This window comes from Nonomuraea sp. NPDC050153, from assembly GCF_044460125.1.
Classification (GTDB): Bacteria; Actinomycetota; Actinomycetes; order Streptosporangiales; family Streptosporangiaceae; genus Nonomuraea.
On the sequence record NZ_JBITJQ010000008.1, the window covers coordinates 112,372 to 126,811 of the forward strand.

Sequence of the window (14,440 nt, forward strand, 5' to 3'; positions counted from 1 at the left end):
AGGTCAGGGCGAGCGCTGGAGGTCCTGCGTGCCGATGACCTTGAGGAGCCGCAGCGCCTCGTACGACGGCGAGCCCGGCGCGGCCGTGTAGAGCACGACCCACTGGTCGCCCTCGGGCACGTGCAGCGTCTCGCAGTCGAGCTCCAGCCACCCCACCGCCGGATGGTTGATCCGCTTGCGAACAGACCTGTGGACGGTCACCTCGTGCCCCGCCCACAGCTCGGCGAACTCGGCGCTGCTCGACAGCAGCCGGTCGGAGGCCGGCCGCGTGGTGAACGTCTCCAGCGGCCTGGGCACGTTCGCGCGCGCCAGGCCGCCCTGCCCGACGTCTCGACCGGCGTCTTCCTCAGCGAGCAGGGCGGCACCAACCCCTGGTGACGGGTCAGTCGAGATCGAGCGCCTTGCGCAGCCACGACTCCACGCCCGCCACGTGCACGGTCGCCCAGGACCGGGCCACGTCGGCCTGGCGGGCGGCGATGGCCTCGTAGATCGCGGTGTGCTGCTCCCGCGTCTTCTGCATCGCCCCCTCCTGGGTGAGACCGCGCCAGATCCTGGCCCGAGTGGTCGGACCTGACAGGCTCTCGATGAACGAGCACAGCACGCTGTTGCCCGACCCCTGCGCGATCCGCTGGTGGAACTGGAGGTCGTTGGCCACCAGCTCCTCGACCGTGGGCTCGTCGGGCAGGGACTCCAGGATCAGGCGCAGCTCCTCGACCTCGGCGTCGGTCATCAGCTCGGTCGCCATCGCCGTGGCGGCCGGCTCCAGGATGCGCCTGACCTCGAAGAACTGGATCACCGTGTCGTCGCGGTGCAGGTCGAGCACGAACGACATGGTGTCGAGCAGCAGGTGCGGCTCCAGGCTGGTCACGTAGGTGCCGTCACCCTGACGTACGTCGAGCACGTTGATCAGGGACAGCGCGCGCACGGCCTCGCGCAGCGAGTTGCGTGAGAGGCCGAGCCGCTCGGCGAGGTCGGCCTCTTTGGGCAGCCGGTCGCCGGGGACCAGCTCGCCCGAGAGAATCATCTGTTTGATCTTGTCGATGGCCGCGTCGGTGACCGCCACGCTTCTCTCCCTAGACATCGGATGTCTAGGAGTCTAGAGCCTGGAAGCGGACCGGATCGACACCGGGGACCCGGCGAATCTCGCCCCTGGCCTCCAGGGTGCGCAGGTGTGCCGCGGCCTCCCCGGCCGCCATGCCTCTCAGCGCGGGGGGCAGATCGCCCCATGGCCTGTTCCACGTCATCATCGCGGCGACCTCCCAGATGGTCAGCGGTTCCGGCCGCTGGGCCAGGAGGGCGCGCAGCCGTTCGAGCTTCTCATCGTGATGGTGGCGGATCTCGGCGGCTCGCGCGGCCACATCAGGAAATATCCATTCGTGTGCGGGCAACGCGTCGAGGGGGCCCAGCTCGGCGACCCGATCCAAGGAGTCCAGGAAATCACCCAATGGATCGACATCATCCCGGTCATACGGATAAATCCCGACGTGGGGGGTGATGTCGGGGAGGACGTGGTCCCCGGTGAACAGCCGGTCGGCGTCCTCCAGGTGCAGGCAGATGTGCCCGGGAGTGTGGCCGGGCGTGTGGACGGCCCGGAGCTTGCGGCCGGGCAGGTCGACCAGGTCGCCGTCACGTAACCGGCGGTCGGGCAGCGCCGGCGGGATCGGGCGGCTCACCGCCTGCCGCACCTCGCCCGGATCGGCCCCGGCCCGCCTGAGCATGTCGGACTGGAAGCTCTCGTGCTCGTCGGCAGGGTAGTCGTGCATGAGCCTGACCAGCGCCGCGTCGTCCTCGTGCATCGCGATCCACCCGCCGGACACGTCCTTGACCTGCCCCGCGAGCCCGGCGTGGTCGGGATGGAAATGGGTGACGACCACCCCGCTCACCGTGCTCACGTCGATCCCGAGGGCGGCGAGGCCGCCGTTGAGCGCGTCCCAGGCGTCCGGATGGTTCCACCCGGCGTCGACCAGCACCGGCCCCTTGGGAGATTCGAGGGCGTAGACGAGCGTGTAGCCGAGCGGGTTGCCCGGGATCGGCACCGGCACGCTCCACACCCCGCCGCCGAGATCCTGCGGTCGCTGCTCGGCGTACGGCCTGCGTCTGCTCTTCATGCGCCCCCGATCAGGTAAGGAGTTGTTCACCGGCCGGATCAGCCGGCCCGCTCGAGAATGGTGGCCGTGGCCAGCGCCCCGCCGGCGCACATCGTGACGAGCGCGGTGGCCGAGTCGGACCGCTCCAGCTCGTGCAGCGCCGTGGTGATCAGCCGCGCGCCCGTGGCGCCGACCGGATGGCCGAGCGCGATCGCGCCGCCGTTGACGTTGACGCGGTCGATGTCGGGCGCGTGCGCGCTCGCCCACGACAGCACGACCGATGCGAACGCCTCGTTCACCTCGAACCTGTCGATGTCGCCGATCGTCATCCCCGCCGCTGCCAGCACCTTCGCCGTCGCCTCCACAGGCCCGTCCAGGTGATAGTACGGCTCCGCGCCGACGAGCGCCTGCGCCAGGATCCGCGCCCTGGGCCGCAGCCCGTGCCGCGCGGCCGCCTCCTCGCTCATCACCAGCACCGCCGCGGCGCCGTCGGAGATCTGCGACGAGGTGCCCGCCGTGTGGAGCGCGCCCTCGGCGACGGGCCTGAGGTTGGCCAGCGTCTCGACCGTGGTCTCGCGTAAGCCCTGGTCCCTGCGTACGTCCCCGACGGGCACGATCTCGCGCTCGAACCGCCCGTCGGCCCACGCCTTGGCCGCCAGCCGCTGGGAGCGCGCCCCGAGCCAGTCGAGCCGCTCCCGCGTCAGCCCGCGCCGCCGCGCGATCCGCTCGGCCGCGGTGAACTGGTCCGGCAGGTCGATGCGCCAGTCGTCCGGTTTCGCGGTGGCGGGCCGGACGTTGCTGCCGAGCGGCGCCCGGCTCATCACCTCGACGCCGCACCCGACGCCGGCCTCGATCACGCCCGCGCGCACCATCGCCGCCGCGAGGTGCACCGCCTGCTGCGACGACCCGCACTGCGCGTCCACCGTCGTCACCCCGGTCTGGTACGGCAGCCCGGCATAGAGCCACGAGTATCGCCCGATGTGCCCGCCCTGCTCGCCCGCCTGCGTCACACATCCGGCGAACACCTGGCCCACGGCCGCCGGATCGATCCCCGACCGCTCGACGAGCCCGTTCAGCGCGGTGGCCAGAACCTGTTGCGGTTTCAGCCCGGCCAGCCATCCCGCTCGCTTGCCGATGGGGGTGCGAACGGCCTCGACGATCACAGGTGTGCCCACAGTCGCCTCCAGAATGATGCTCTGGCGTGACTGTAACGCGTTCTACTTTGGCGCGGAACCCTCCAGCGTCGCCGGCAGCCCGAACGTCTCGAACAGGCTCTCCTCGAAGAACATGCCGACGTGCCTGACCTGCTCCCCGGCGAACGTCAGCACCATGATCGCGAACTGCCCGTAGACGCCGTTCTCGCGGTAGTACACCGCGAAGGCCGGCTGCCCGTTGGCGGCGATCGGGACCAGCTTGAGGTCGCCGGAGCGCTCGGCCGGGCACTGCGTCCTGGTGAGCTCCATGATCGCCTCGGGCCCCTGGTACCAGCCGACGAACGGCGGCATCTCCCAGACCGCGTCCTTGGTGAACAGGTCCACCAGGCTGTCGACGTCGTAGTTCTCGAACGCCGCGACATAGCGGTCGAGCTGGGCCCGCTGCTCGGCGGACAGCGGCTCGACCGGGTCGTCGATGCTCGGCTGCACCTCGTTGAGCTGGGCGCGGGCCCGCTGGAGGATGCTGTTGACGGCCGCGGTGGACGTCTCCAGCGCCTCGGCCACCTCGGCGGCCTTCCACTTGAGCACGTCACGCAGCACCAGCACCGCCCGCTGCCGCGGCGGCAGGTGCTGCAGCGCGGCGATCAGGGCGAGCCTGATGCTCTCGCGCGCGGTCACGATCGTGGCGGGGTCGTCGCCGCCGACGCCCACCAGGGCGTCGGGCACGGGCTCCAGCCACGGCACCTCGTGGTCCGACACCAGGGGAGCGGTCGGCTCGGTGCTGGGTGCACCGAGACCGGTGGGCAGCGGCCGCCTGTTCCGGCTGTCGAGCGCGGTCAGGCAGGCACTGGTGGCGATGCGATAAAGCCACGTGCGCAACGAGGAGCGCCCCTCGAAGCCCTCATAGGCCCGCCACGCGCGCAGGTAGGTCTCCTGGACGAGGTCCTCGGCGTCGTGCACCGAGCCCATCATCCGGTAGCAGTGCGCCAGCAGCTCGCGCCGCATCGGGTCGACCTGTTGGAGGAACTCCTCGTTTGTCGGCTTGTCGGTCATACATCCCTGTATAGACGCCGCCACTGACAGACCGGCGACTTTTGACCGCGACCAAGGCGAACCATTTACGGACCCAAAGGATTGACCATGAATGCGTCAGCGGGGCACGGTGAGGACGATCTTGCCGGTGACCCGGTTCGTCTCGCCGAGCTCGTGAGCCTTGGCGGCCTCCGCCAGCGGCAGGGCGGCGGCGACCTCCGCGCGCAGCCGCCCCGCCTCGGCCAGTGCCGCCAGCGCGCGCATCGCGGCGTGGTCGGGCTCCACCAGCATGGCCTCCGAGCGGATGCCCAGCTCGGCGGCCCGCCGGTGCAGGTCAGGGTCGAGATCCCGGAGCACCAGCGAGACGATCGTGCCGCCCGCGCGCAGGGTGCGCAGCGAACGCGGCCCGTAGTCGCCGCCGATGGTCTCTAGCACCACGTCCACGTCCCGCACGACCTCGGCGAAGTCCTCGTTCCGGTAGTCGACCAGCTCGTCGGCGCCCAGGCCGCGCAGGAACTCGTGCTTGGCCGCGCTGGCCGTCCCGATCACGTACGCGCCGCGCGCCTTGGCGATCTGCACCGCCAGGTGCCCCACCCCGCCGGCGGCGGCATGGATGAGCACCCGCTGGCCGCCCTTCAGCCCGGCGACGTCCACGAGCGCCTGGTAGGCGGTCAGCCCCGCGAGCGGGATCCCGGCCGCCTGGACGTGGTCCACGGCGGCGGGCTTGCGCACGAAGTGGCGCGACGGCGCGGTGACGTACTCGGCGAAGGCGCCGTGCCCGTCCGGGTACTTGAGCATGCCGAACACCTCGTCGCCCGGCTTGTGGAGTGCCTGCCCGACGCCGGAGTCCTCGACCACGCCCGAGACGTCGTAGCCGAGCACGAACGGCAGCTCGTCCCGCAGGAAGCCGCCGCTCTCGCGGGTCTTCCAGTCGGTCGGGTTCAGCCCGGCCGCCTCCACCCGCACCAGCACCTCGGTCGGGCCGGGGACGGGCCTGTCGACCTCGACCATCTTCAGAACCTCAGGGCCGCCCAGGGCGTCCTGGCTGATCGCCTTCATCTTCATGAGACCCAGCCTGCTGGTTCAGGGGGCGGCCCCGCGAGTGGCCCAAAGGCCATGATGTGTAAAAATCGGGCCATGCATCGAGTCGCCGTCCTCGCCGTCGACGGGGTGATCCCGTTCGAGCTGAGCGTGCCGTCCAGGATCTTCTGCGCCGCCCGGGGGCCCGGCGGCGAGCCGCTGTACGACGTGGTCACCTGCACGGTCGACGGCCGTCCCGTCGCCACGGCCGCCGACTACTCCGTCGCCGTCGAGCACGACGCGAGCGTGCTGGCGAGCGCCGACACCGTGGTGGTGCCCGCCGCGGAGTGGTACGACGGGCTCACGGGCGCGGACTCGCTGCCCGCCGGGCTGGCCGCGGCGCTGGCCCGGATCCGCCCCGGCACCCGGATCGTCTCCATCTGCATCGGCACGTACGTGCTGGCGGCGGTCGGACTGCTCGACGGCCGCCCGGCGACCACGCACTGGCGGCACGCCGAACGGTTCGCCGCCGCGTTCCCGAAGGTCCGGGTGGACGCGGACGTGCTGTTCGTGGACGACGGCGACGTGCTCACCTCGGCCGGCGCCTCGGCCGGGGTGGACCTCTGCCTCCACCTCGTCCGCCGCGACCACGGCAGCCGGGTCGCCAACCAGGTGGCCAGGGCGTGCGTGGTGCCGCCGTGGCGGGACGGCGGCCAGGCCCAGTACGTCGAGCACCCGGTGCCCGAGCCGTCCAGCGTCGGCACGGCCCCCACCAGGGCCTGGGTCATGGAACGGCTGGGCACGCCGCTCCGGCTGGACGACCTGGCCGATCACGCGGGGATGAGCAGGCGCACGTTCACCCGGCACTTCCGGCAGGAGGTCGGGCTGAGCCCGGGGCAGTGGCTGACGCAGCAGCGGATCGCGCTGGCCAGGCACCTGCTTGAGGGCAGCGACCTGCCGGTGGACCGCGTGGCGGAGCGGGCCGGCTTCGGGACGGCGGCCTCGCTCAGGCAGCACCTGCAGGCGGCGATGGGGGTGTCACCGCACGCGTACCGGCGCACGTTCCACACGGGGTGACCGGACCACCGGTCAGATGTCGGCGAGCAGTCGGGCGGCGGCGGTTTCGATGCGGCGCTGGATCTGGTCGTAGGTGCGGCGGCCCCGGAGCATCTCCAGCAGCTCCTGCACCCACACGCTGGCCAGCGACCCCGCGAGGTCGGCCTGCTCCTCGGTGGCGTCTTCGAGGGTCAGACCGTCGGCCGAGACGCGCAGCAGCAGCCCCGTGATGCGCTCCCCGAACGGCGTCTGCACCTCCGCCATGATCAGCGAGCGGATGAGCGCGTCGGCCAGCTCCGGCTCGCGCATCAGCCCGCGGGTCGCCCGCATGAGCACGTCCACCGCGCGGCTCGACGGGGTGGTGGCCCCGGGCGGCCGCCGCTCGATGCTGCTTTCGAGGAGGTCGATCTCCTCGCCCACCACCGCCACCACCAGGTCCATCTTGGACGGGAAGTAGCGGTAGAGCGTGCCAAGCGCCACGCCCGCGCGCTCGGCCACCGTGCGCATCTGCATGGCTTCGACCCCGCCGCGCGAGGCCAGCGCCGCGGCGGCCTGGACGATGCGCTTGCGGCGTTGGTGCTGGCTGCGCGTACGGACGCTGTGCCCGCCCGGCGTGGGGTGGCTCTCCATGGTCCCCTCGGTGTCGCTGGAGGGCGCGGCGGTCGTCGCGTGCGGGGTACGCATAAGAACACGTTATCTGATTTCTCGATAACACGGCTTGTTACTCGCGGGTCACAAAGAAGCCCTATAGGCCCATGTCTGTGGCGTTACAGGCTTATGTCGCGACTTATCAGGATGGGTGGGCACTGGACAGATATTAGAATCTGTTCTAGTTTGCGATTCGGCTGACCGAGCGCTTGGTGGAGGCTCTGGATGGCGGCGAACACGATGGCGGCCCTGCTCCTCGCACGGGCCGGCGACGACCGACCTGGACTGATGTTCGAGGACACGACGTGGTCGTGGCGCGAGCACGTGGCGGCCTGCCGTGGCGCGGGGGCCTGGCTGTCGCGGCGCGGCGCGGGACTGCACGTCGGGGTGCTCAGCGAGAACGTTCCGGAGCTGGTGTTCCTCGTGGGCGGGGCGGCGCTGTCCGGGCACGTGGTCGTCGCGCTGAACCCGACGCGGTCGGTCGACGAGCTGATCCGCGACGCCCGCGCCACGGACGTGGACCTGCTCCTGGTGGACGCCCCGTACATGGGGCTGGCCGGGCCGATGTCCGAGGCCCTGGGGGTGGAGGCGCTGCCGCTGTCGCGTGCCGTGGCGGACGATCTTCTCGATACGGACGCCGCGCCCGAGGACCTCATGATGCTGATCTTCACCTCGGGCACCTCGGGCCGGCCCCGCGCCGTGCGGATCACGCAGCGCAAGATGGCCGTCCCCGGATCGAGCCTGGCGGCGCTGCTCACCCCGTCGGACGTCGTGTACTGCTCGATGCCACTGTTCCACTCCGGCGCGCTCATGGCCGCCTACGCCCCGGCCGTGGCGTCGGGTGCGGCGCTGGTGCTGCGGCGGCGGTTCTCGGCCTCGGGACTGCTGCCCGACATCAGGCGGTACGGCTGCACGTACCTGCACTATGTGGGCAAAGCGCTCTCCTACGTCCTGGCCACCCCCGAACGCCCCGACGACGCCGGCAACCCGCTCAGGATCGCGTTCGGGAACGAGGGCAGCGCGGTGGCGACGAGGAGGTTCGGGGAGCGGTTCGGATGCCATGTGATCGACGCCTTCGGCTCCACGGAGACGGCCATCTCGCTCACTCCCGACCCCTCCGGGCCGCCGGGGTGCCTGGGGCGGCTGCCCGAGGGCGTCCTGATCCTCGACCCGCTCACCGGCCGCCCCTGCCCGCCGGGCCGCGTCGAGAACGGCCGCCTGCTCAACCCGGACGAGGCCGTGGGCGAGCTGGTCAACGTGCGCGGGCTGGGGTTGTTCGACGGCTACTACAACGACCCCGAGGCGGACGCCGAGCGGATCAGGCACGGCGCGTTCTGGTCGGGCGACCTGGCGTACGCGGACGGGGACGGCTACGTGTTCTTCGCGGGGCGTGGCACCGAACGCCTGCGCGTGGACGGCGAGAACCTGGCGGTCGCGCCCATCGAGGCGGCGCTGCGGGAGTTCGCGGGGGTGGTCGAGGCGGCCGTCTACCCGGTGCCCGACGCGGCGGCGGGCGACCAGGTCATGGCGGCGCTGGTGCTGGAGGGGGGCTTCGACCCGGAGGCGTTCACGGCGTTCCTCGCCGCCCGCCGCGATCTGGGTGCCAAGTCCTTACCCCGATATATCCGCCTTTCTGATCACTTGCCCCAGACGCCCTCCCACAAGGTCATCAAACGGCTCCTCGCCCGCGAGGGCTGGCGCACCGCCGACCCGGTCTGGTGGCGTTCGGGCTCCGGGCTCCGGCGGCTGACCGACTCGGACGTCAAGGGGATCGAGGACGAGTTCGTACGGCACGGCAGGCAACACCTCTTGGAGACGTGAATGGACTTCAACCTGGACGAAACCCAGCAGGAGCTGCGGAAGCTGGCGGCCGAGGTACTGGCCAGGGAAGGGGACGACGAGCGGCTGTGGCAGGCCGGGCTCATGAGCGTGTGCGTGCCGGAGGAGGCCGGGGGAGCCGGGCTCGGGCCGGTGGAGATGGCCGTGGTGCTGCGGGAGGTGGGGGCGCGGGCGGCGCCGGTGCCCGCGCTGCCCACGCTGGTGAGCACGCTGACCCTGGCCCGCTATGGCACCCTTGACCAGCAACGCCGCCCGGGCGGCAGCACCCTCGCGCTCCGCGAGCCCGGCAGGGCGCCGGCCGACCCGCCCGCGACGACCGCCCGCGCCGCCGACGGCGGCTGGACGCTGACCGGGCGCAAGGTCTCCGTGCCGCACCCCGCCGCCACGGTGCTCGTCACCGCCGACGAGGGCCTGTTCCTGGTGGAATCGCCGGCCACGATCCCCGAGCACACCTCCACCGGCGAGCCCGCCGCCACGATCGTGCTCGACGGAACCCCGGCCGAACGGGTCGCGGGGACCGAGGCGGTCACCGGGGCCCGGCGGCTGTTCATGGCGGCCGTGGCGGCCCAGGCCGGCGGCGTGCTGGCCGGCGCGCTGGAGCTGACCACCGACTACATCAGGACGAGGAAGCAGTTCGGCCGGGCGCTGGCCGAGTTCCAGGCCGTGACCATGCAGATCGCCGACGTCTACATCGCGGCCAGGGCCCTGGACGTGGCCATGTGGTCGGCGGCCTGGCGCCTGGGCGAGGACCTGCCTGCCGACCAGGACCTGGCGCTGGCCGCGTACCACGTCAGCGAGGCCTGGAAGGCCCTCTACACCTGCCAGCACCTGCACGGCGGCCTCGGGCTGGACGTCACGTACCCGCTGCACCGCTACTTCGCGCAGGCCAAGCACCTGTCCCACCTGCTCGGCGGCGCCGACGCCCAGCTCGACCTGATCGGAGCGCTCCTCTGATGCTGATCGACCTGACCCCAGCCCAGCGCGCCCTGCGCGACGAGCTGCGCGAGTACTTCCAGGGCTGCCTCACCGACGAGGACCGCAGGAAGATCGCCGAAGATCCGTTCGGCGGGGCGTACATGGAGCACTGCCGCCGCCTCGGCCGCGACGGCAAGCTCGGCCTCGGCTGGCCCAAGGAGTACGGGGGAGGCGGCTACGGCCCCCTCGAACAGCAGATCTTCGCCAACGAGATAGCCCGCGCAGGCGTCCCGTACCCGATCATCACGGTGCAGACCGTGGGGCCCACGCTCATGCAGTACGGCACCCAGGAGCAGAAGGACCTCTTCCTGCCCCGCATCCTCGCCGGCGAGTGCCACTTCGCCATCGGCTACAGCGAGCCCGAGGCCGGCACCGACCTGGCCTCCCTGCGCACCACGGCGGTGCTCGACGGCGACCACTACGTCGTCAACGGCCAGAAGGTGTTCACCAGCGGCGCCCACTACGCCCAGTACATCTGGCTGGCCGCCCGCACGAACCCCGAGGCCAAGAAGCACAAGGGCATCACCATGATGATCGCCTCCACGGACGACCCCGGCTTCTCGTGGACGCCGATCGTCACCATGGACGGCCGCCACCACACCAACGCGACCTACTACAGCGACGTCCGCGTACCCGCGAACATGGTGGTCGGCGAGGTGGACCGGGGCTGGGACCTGATCGTCAACCAGCTCAACCACGAGCGCGTCACCCTCGGCCCGGCCGGGAACCTCGGCCAGACCTACGACCGCTTCCTCGCCTGGGCCCGCCGCACGGGGCAGGCCGACAATCCGGACGTACGGCGCGCGCTGGCCAGGGTATGGGGCGCCTTCCGTACGAACGAGCTCCTGAACTGGCAGGTCGCCGCGAACATGGACCTCGGCTGGCTGGGCGCCCCCGACGCGTCGGCCACCAAGATCTACGGCTCCGAGCGCATGCAGGAGGTCGGCCGGCTCGTCGGCGACATCCTGGCCAGGTACGGGGACCCGTCGGACCCGGAGACGGCCGAACTGCTCGAACGCACCGATCACGGGGTGAAGGGGGCGGTGGTGCTGACGTTCGGCGGCGGAGTGAACGAGGTGCAGCGGGAGCTGATCGCCATGCTCGGCCTGAACCTGCCGAGGCCGCCGCGATGACCTCTCCCATGAGCGACGAGGAGCTGCACGAGCTGGCGGGCAAGCAGGCGGCGCTGGGAGAGGTACGCGGAACCCCCGCGCAGGACCCGGTGAACGGCCCCATGATCCGGCACTGGCTGGACGCCATGGGTGACGAGAACCCGGCGTACCTGGAGAAAGGGGTCGCCCCGCCCGCGATGGCCCAGGTGTGGACGATGCCGGGGGTGCGCCGGGGGGCGAAGGACCGTTCGCCGGTGGACGACATGATGGCCACGCTCGACGCGAGCGGTTACACGGGCGTGGTGGCGACCAACTGCGAGCAGACCTACCACCGGTACGCGCGGGTCGGCGAGCGGCTCACCCCGGCCACGCGGTTCTCGGACCTGGCCGGGCCCAAGCGGACGGCGCTGGGGGTGGGGTTCTTCGCCACCTGGAAGGTCACCTGGTACGGCGAGGACGACGAGCCGGTCGCCGAAATGCTCTTCCGAGTCCTGAAATTTCGCCCACGCACCAAGGCTGCCGTTGAGCGGGAGGCTGCCTACCCGCTCCAACCGGCGATCAACCAGGACACCGCGTTCTTCTGGGAAGGCGTGCGGCAGGGGGAGCTCCGCATCCAGACCTGCGCCGACTGCGGCCACCACCGCCACCCGCCCGGCCCCCTGTGCCCGCAGTGCCGCTCGGCCAGCAGCTCCCACCTGGTCGCGAGCGGCCACGGAACCCTCTACAGCTACGTCGTGCACCACCACCCGCCGGTGCCGGGCCGGGAGACCCCGTTCGTCGTGGGCGTGGTGGAGCTGCCGGAGGGGGTGCGGATCGTCGGCAACGTCGTGGACTGCCCGATCGAGGAGGTGGCCGTCGGCATGCCGCTGCGCGTGACGTACCGGCCGATGGACGACCAGCTCGTCCTGCCGATGTGGGCGCCTTCGAAGGAGGACGCGTGATGCCTGCCGAGATCGGGTCCGCGCTGCCGGAGCTGGCCATCGACCTCACCCCCACCGTGGTCGTCTCCACGGCCCTGGCCACCATGGACTTCACGCCGGTGCACCACGACGTCGGAAAGGCGCGCGCCCAGGGGTCGAAGGACATCTTCCTCAACATCCTGACCACCATGGGCCTGGTCGAGCGGTACGTCACCGACTGGGCCGGACCGGAGGCCGTCATCGAGCGCATCGCGGTCAAGCTGGGCGTCCCGGCGTACGCGGGGGACCGGCTGTGCTTCAACGGGACGGTCGTGTCGCGCGAGGACGGCCGGTTCACGGTCGAGGTGCGCGGCAAGGTGAGCCTGGGCGACCACGCCAGCGGGACCGTCACCTTCGCCCTGGCCGAGGAGGGGAAGCCGTGTTGAGCGGGCGTACCGCCGTCGCGGGCGTCGGCGCGACCGAGTTCAGCAAGAAGTCGGGGCGTTCCGAGCTGCGACTGGCCGCCGAGGCCGTACTGGCGGCCCTGGACGACGCCGGGCTCTCACCCGGCGACGTGGACGGCATGGTGACCTACACCCAGGACTCCAGCCAGGAGATCGCCGTCGCCAGGGAGGCGGGGATCGGGGACCTGACGTTCTTCTCGCGGGTCGAGTACGGCGGCGGCGCGGCCTGCGGGACCGTGGCGCACGCGGCCATGGCCGTGGCCACGGGGATGGCGCGGACGGTCGTCTGCTACCGCGCCTTCAACGAGCGCTCCGGCCGCCGCTTCGGCCAGCCGAACAGTCGCCTGACCGGCGAGCCCACCTCCCAGGGGCTGGAGATGAGCTGGCACGTGCCGTACGGGCTGATGACGCCGGCGGCATGGGTGGCGATGTTCGCCCGCCGCTACATGCACGTGTACAACGCGACCTCGGAGGACTTCGGCCGGGTGGCGGTGGCCATGCGCCGCCACGCCGCCACCAACCCCGCCGCCTGGTTCTACCGGCGCCCCATCACGCTGGAGGAGCACCAGGCGTCCAGATGGATCGTCGAGCCGCTGCACCTGCTCGACTGCTGCCAGGAGAGCGACGGCGGCGTGGCCCTGGTGGTCACCTCGGCCGAACGCGCCCGAGACCTCCGCAGGTCGCCCGCCCTGATCACGGCCGCGGCCCAGGGCGCGGGCTCGGGCCAGATGATGATGACCAGCTACTACCGCGACGACATGACCGGCCTCCCGGAGATCGCCGTGGTCGCCCGCCAGCTCTGGGAGATGTCCGGCCTATCACCCAGAGACATCCAAACCGCGATCCTGTACGACCACTTCACCCCGTTCGTCCTGGCCCAGCTGGAGGAGCTGGGCTTCTGCGCCCGCGGCGAGGCCCCGGACTTCCTCCGGGACGGCGCCATCGAACTGGACGGCCGCCTGCCCGTGAACCCCCACGGAGGCCAGCTGGGGGAGGCCTACATCCACGGCATGAACGGCATCGCCGAAGCCGTCCGCCAGATCCGCGGCACGGCGGCCAACCAACTCCCGGGCGTCCGAAACGTCCTGGTCACGGCCGGAACCGGCGTACCGACCAGCGGCCTCATCCTCTCCTCCGACTCGTAGACCGCCCGGACAACGAGTTCCGCCCGTCGGCGCCGGCTGCGGGCCGGCGGCAGCGGTGGATGAACGCTGCGGTGTTCGCGGTGTTGTCCTGGTCTAAGCGGTTTGGTGCGCAGTGGCGACAGCCTTCTCGCGCCAGGTGTCGATGTCCGACATCAGGGTGCGCTGATGCCGCTCGATCTCCTCGATGCAGTCCCCGCCGACAGCAAGGTGTACCGGTGGGTGCTCTGCGGCGGCGACTTCGACGAGAAGCCGTCCCAGGGCCGCCGGATCGCCGACCTGCTGGTGATTGGCCTGCTCGGCGAAGGATCGCATCCCTGTGCGGGAGGGCTCGTAGTCGGCCAGTTCCTGCGCTGGGCTGGCTTGCACGGAGGAACCGTCGAGGAAGTCGGTGCGAAAGTAGCCGGGCGCGACGTTGGTCGCCTTGATGCCGAACGGGTGCAGCTCGATCGCCAGTGACTCGGTGAATCCCGTGACGGCGAACTTGGTGGCGGAGTACATGGCGGCGCCGCCCACGTAGCCTGCGGCGGAGGAGAGGTTGAAGATGTGCCCTGACCGCTGCCGTCGCATGATCGGGAGCACGGCCCGGGCAACGCGCATGAGTCCGAAGACGTTCGTCTCGAACAGGTCGTGCACCTGTGCCTCGTCCGTCTCCTCGAAGTGGATCAACATGCCGCGGCCCGCGTTGTTGACCAGGACGTCGATACGTCCGAAACGTTCCATGGCCGACTCGACCAGCGAGGAGTACGCCCGCTCGTCGGGTGTCGTGACGTCGAGCGGCAGCACCAGCAGACGGTCGCCGAACTGTGGATCGGTGCCGTCGAGCTGGCCGCTGCGGGTCGTCGCCACGACCGAATGTCCAGCCGCGAGTGCAGCGTCGGCGATGGCGCGGCCCAGTCCGCGGGAGGCGCCGGTGATGAGCCATACCTGTGACATGAGTAGTCCTTTCCGGTCCGTCAGGACGCGGGAACGTGGGGCTGTGCTGATGGGTCTGTGGATGGGGTTCGCGCCA

At 71.1% G+C, this 14,440-nt stretch carries 15 protein-coding genes; 7 read left to right on the top strand and 8 right to left on the bottom strand.

The features are described 5' to 3' along the window. Positions 1 to 3: 3 nt before the first annotated feature. From ACIBQ1_RS21755 to ACIBQ1_RS21780, 6 genes are all read right to left on the bottom strand, one after another. A complete protein-coding gene (locus tag ACIBQ1_RS21755; protein WP_397279949.1) occupies positions 4 to 297 on the bottom strand; it encodes a hypothetical protein in 294 nt (97 codons plus the stop codon). A gap of 85 nt (positions 298 to 382) precedes the next feature. Then, on the bottom strand, positions 383 to 1,063 hold the full coding sequence (locus ACIBQ1_RS21760) for a FadR/GntR family transcriptional regulator (RefSeq protein WP_397279951.1): 681 nt from the start codon (positions 1,061 to 1,063) through the stop codon (positions 383 to 385). A gap of 25 nt (positions 1,064 to 1,088) precedes the next feature. Continuing rightward, complete coding sequence (locus ACIBQ1_RS21765) at positions 1,089 to 2,108, bottom strand: MBL fold metallo-hydrolase (RefSeq protein ID WP_397279952.1); 1,020 nt, start codon at positions 2,106 to 2,108, stop codon at positions 1,089 to 1,091. Between the two features lie 38 nt (positions 2,109 to 2,146). Then, a complete protein-coding gene (locus ACIBQ1_RS21770) occupies positions 2,147 to 3,262 on the bottom strand; it encodes a steroid 3-ketoacyl-CoA thiolase (RefSeq protein ID WP_397279954.1) in 1,116 nt (371 codons plus the stop codon). Between the two features lie 42 nt (positions 3,263 to 3,304). Further along, complete coding sequence (locus ACIBQ1_RS21775) at positions 3,305 to 4,294, bottom strand: sigma-70 family RNA polymerase sigma factor (RefSeq protein WP_397279956.1); 990 nt, start codon at positions 4,292 to 4,294, stop codon at positions 3,305 to 3,307. 96 nt (positions 4,295 to 4,390) lie between these two features. Beyond that, a complete protein-coding gene (locus tag ACIBQ1_RS21780; RefSeq protein WP_397280345.1) occupies positions 4,391 to 5,332 on the bottom strand; it encodes an NADP-dependent oxidoreductase in 942 nt (313 codons plus the stop codon). A gap of 78 nt (positions 5,333 to 5,410) precedes the next feature. On the opposite strand from ACIBQ1_RS21780, the gene ACIBQ1_RS21785 reads away from it, so the two are divergent. Continuing rightward, a complete protein-coding gene (locus ACIBQ1_RS21785) occupies positions 5,411 to 6,370 on the top strand; it encodes a GlxA family transcriptional regulator (RefSeq protein WP_397279958.1) in 960 nt (319 codons plus the stop codon). 12 nt (positions 6,371 to 6,382) lie between these two features. On the opposite strand, the gene ACIBQ1_RS21790 is transcribed toward ACIBQ1_RS21785, so the two are convergent. Beyond that, the gene (locus ACIBQ1_RS21790) at positions 6,383 to 7,033 is read right to left on the bottom strand and encodes a TetR family transcriptional regulator (protein WP_397279960.1); all 651 of its coding nucleotides are present in this window, start codon (positions 7,031 to 7,033) and stop codon (positions 6,383 to 6,385) included. 189 nt (positions 7,034 to 7,222) lie between these two features. Here ACIBQ1_RS21790 and ACIBQ1_RS21795 point away from each other — a divergent pair, with 189 nt between their 5' ends. Genes ACIBQ1_RS21795 through ACIBQ1_RS21820 form a run of 6 tightly spaced genes read left to right on the top strand, consistent with a single transcriptional unit; the run spans position 7,223 to position 13,431 of the window. Beyond that, positions 7,223 to 8,818 (top strand): AMP-binding protein, encoded by a 1,596-nt coding sequence (locus tag ACIBQ1_RS21795; RefSeq protein ID WP_397279962.1) that lies wholly within the window; start codon positions 7,223 to 7,225, stop codon positions 8,816 to 8,818. Then, a complete protein-coding gene (locus tag ACIBQ1_RS21800) occupies positions 8,819 to 9,790 on the top strand; it encodes an acyl-CoA dehydrogenase family protein (RefSeq protein WP_397279964.1) in 972 nt (323 codons plus the stop codon). After that, positions 9,790 to 10,944, top strand: coding sequence for an acyl-CoA dehydrogenase family protein (locus tag ACIBQ1_RS21805; protein ID WP_397279966.1), 1,155 nt, complete (start codon positions 9,790 to 9,792; stop codon positions 10,942 to 10,944). The genes ACIBQ1_RS21800 and ACIBQ1_RS21805 overlap by 1 nt, the downstream gene beginning before the upstream one ends. Before the next feature lie 8 nt (positions 10,945 to 10,952). Next, positions 10,953 to 11,864, top strand: a complete 912-nt coding sequence (locus tag ACIBQ1_RS21810) for a bifunctional MaoC family dehydratase N-terminal/OB-fold nucleic acid binding domain-containing protein (RefSeq protein ID WP_397279968.1) — start codon at positions 10,953 to 10,955, stop codon at positions 11,862 to 11,864. Beyond that, positions 11,864 to 12,268: a MaoC family dehydratase gene (locus ACIBQ1_RS21815; protein WP_397279970.1), complete on the top strand. Its 405-nt coding sequence runs from the start codon at positions 11,864 to 11,866 to the stop codon at positions 12,266 to 12,268. Before ACIBQ1_RS21810 ends, ACIBQ1_RS21815 begins: the two co-directional genes overlap by 1 nt. Continuing rightward, positions 12,265 to 13,431: a lipid-transfer protein gene (locus ACIBQ1_RS21820; RefSeq protein ID WP_397280348.1), complete on the top strand. Its 1,167-nt coding sequence runs from the start codon at positions 12,265 to 12,267 to the stop codon at positions 13,429 to 13,431. The genes ACIBQ1_RS21815 and ACIBQ1_RS21820 overlap by 4 nt, the downstream gene beginning before the upstream one ends. Before the next feature lie 93 nt (positions 13,432 to 13,524). On the opposite strand, the gene ACIBQ1_RS21825 is transcribed toward ACIBQ1_RS21820, so the two are convergent. Next, complete coding sequence (locus tag ACIBQ1_RS21825; RefSeq protein WP_397279972.1) at positions 13,525 to 14,364, bottom strand: SDR family oxidoreductase; 840 nt, start codon at positions 14,362 to 14,364, stop codon at positions 13,525 to 13,527. Positions 14,365 to 14,440 lie beyond the last annotated feature (76 nt).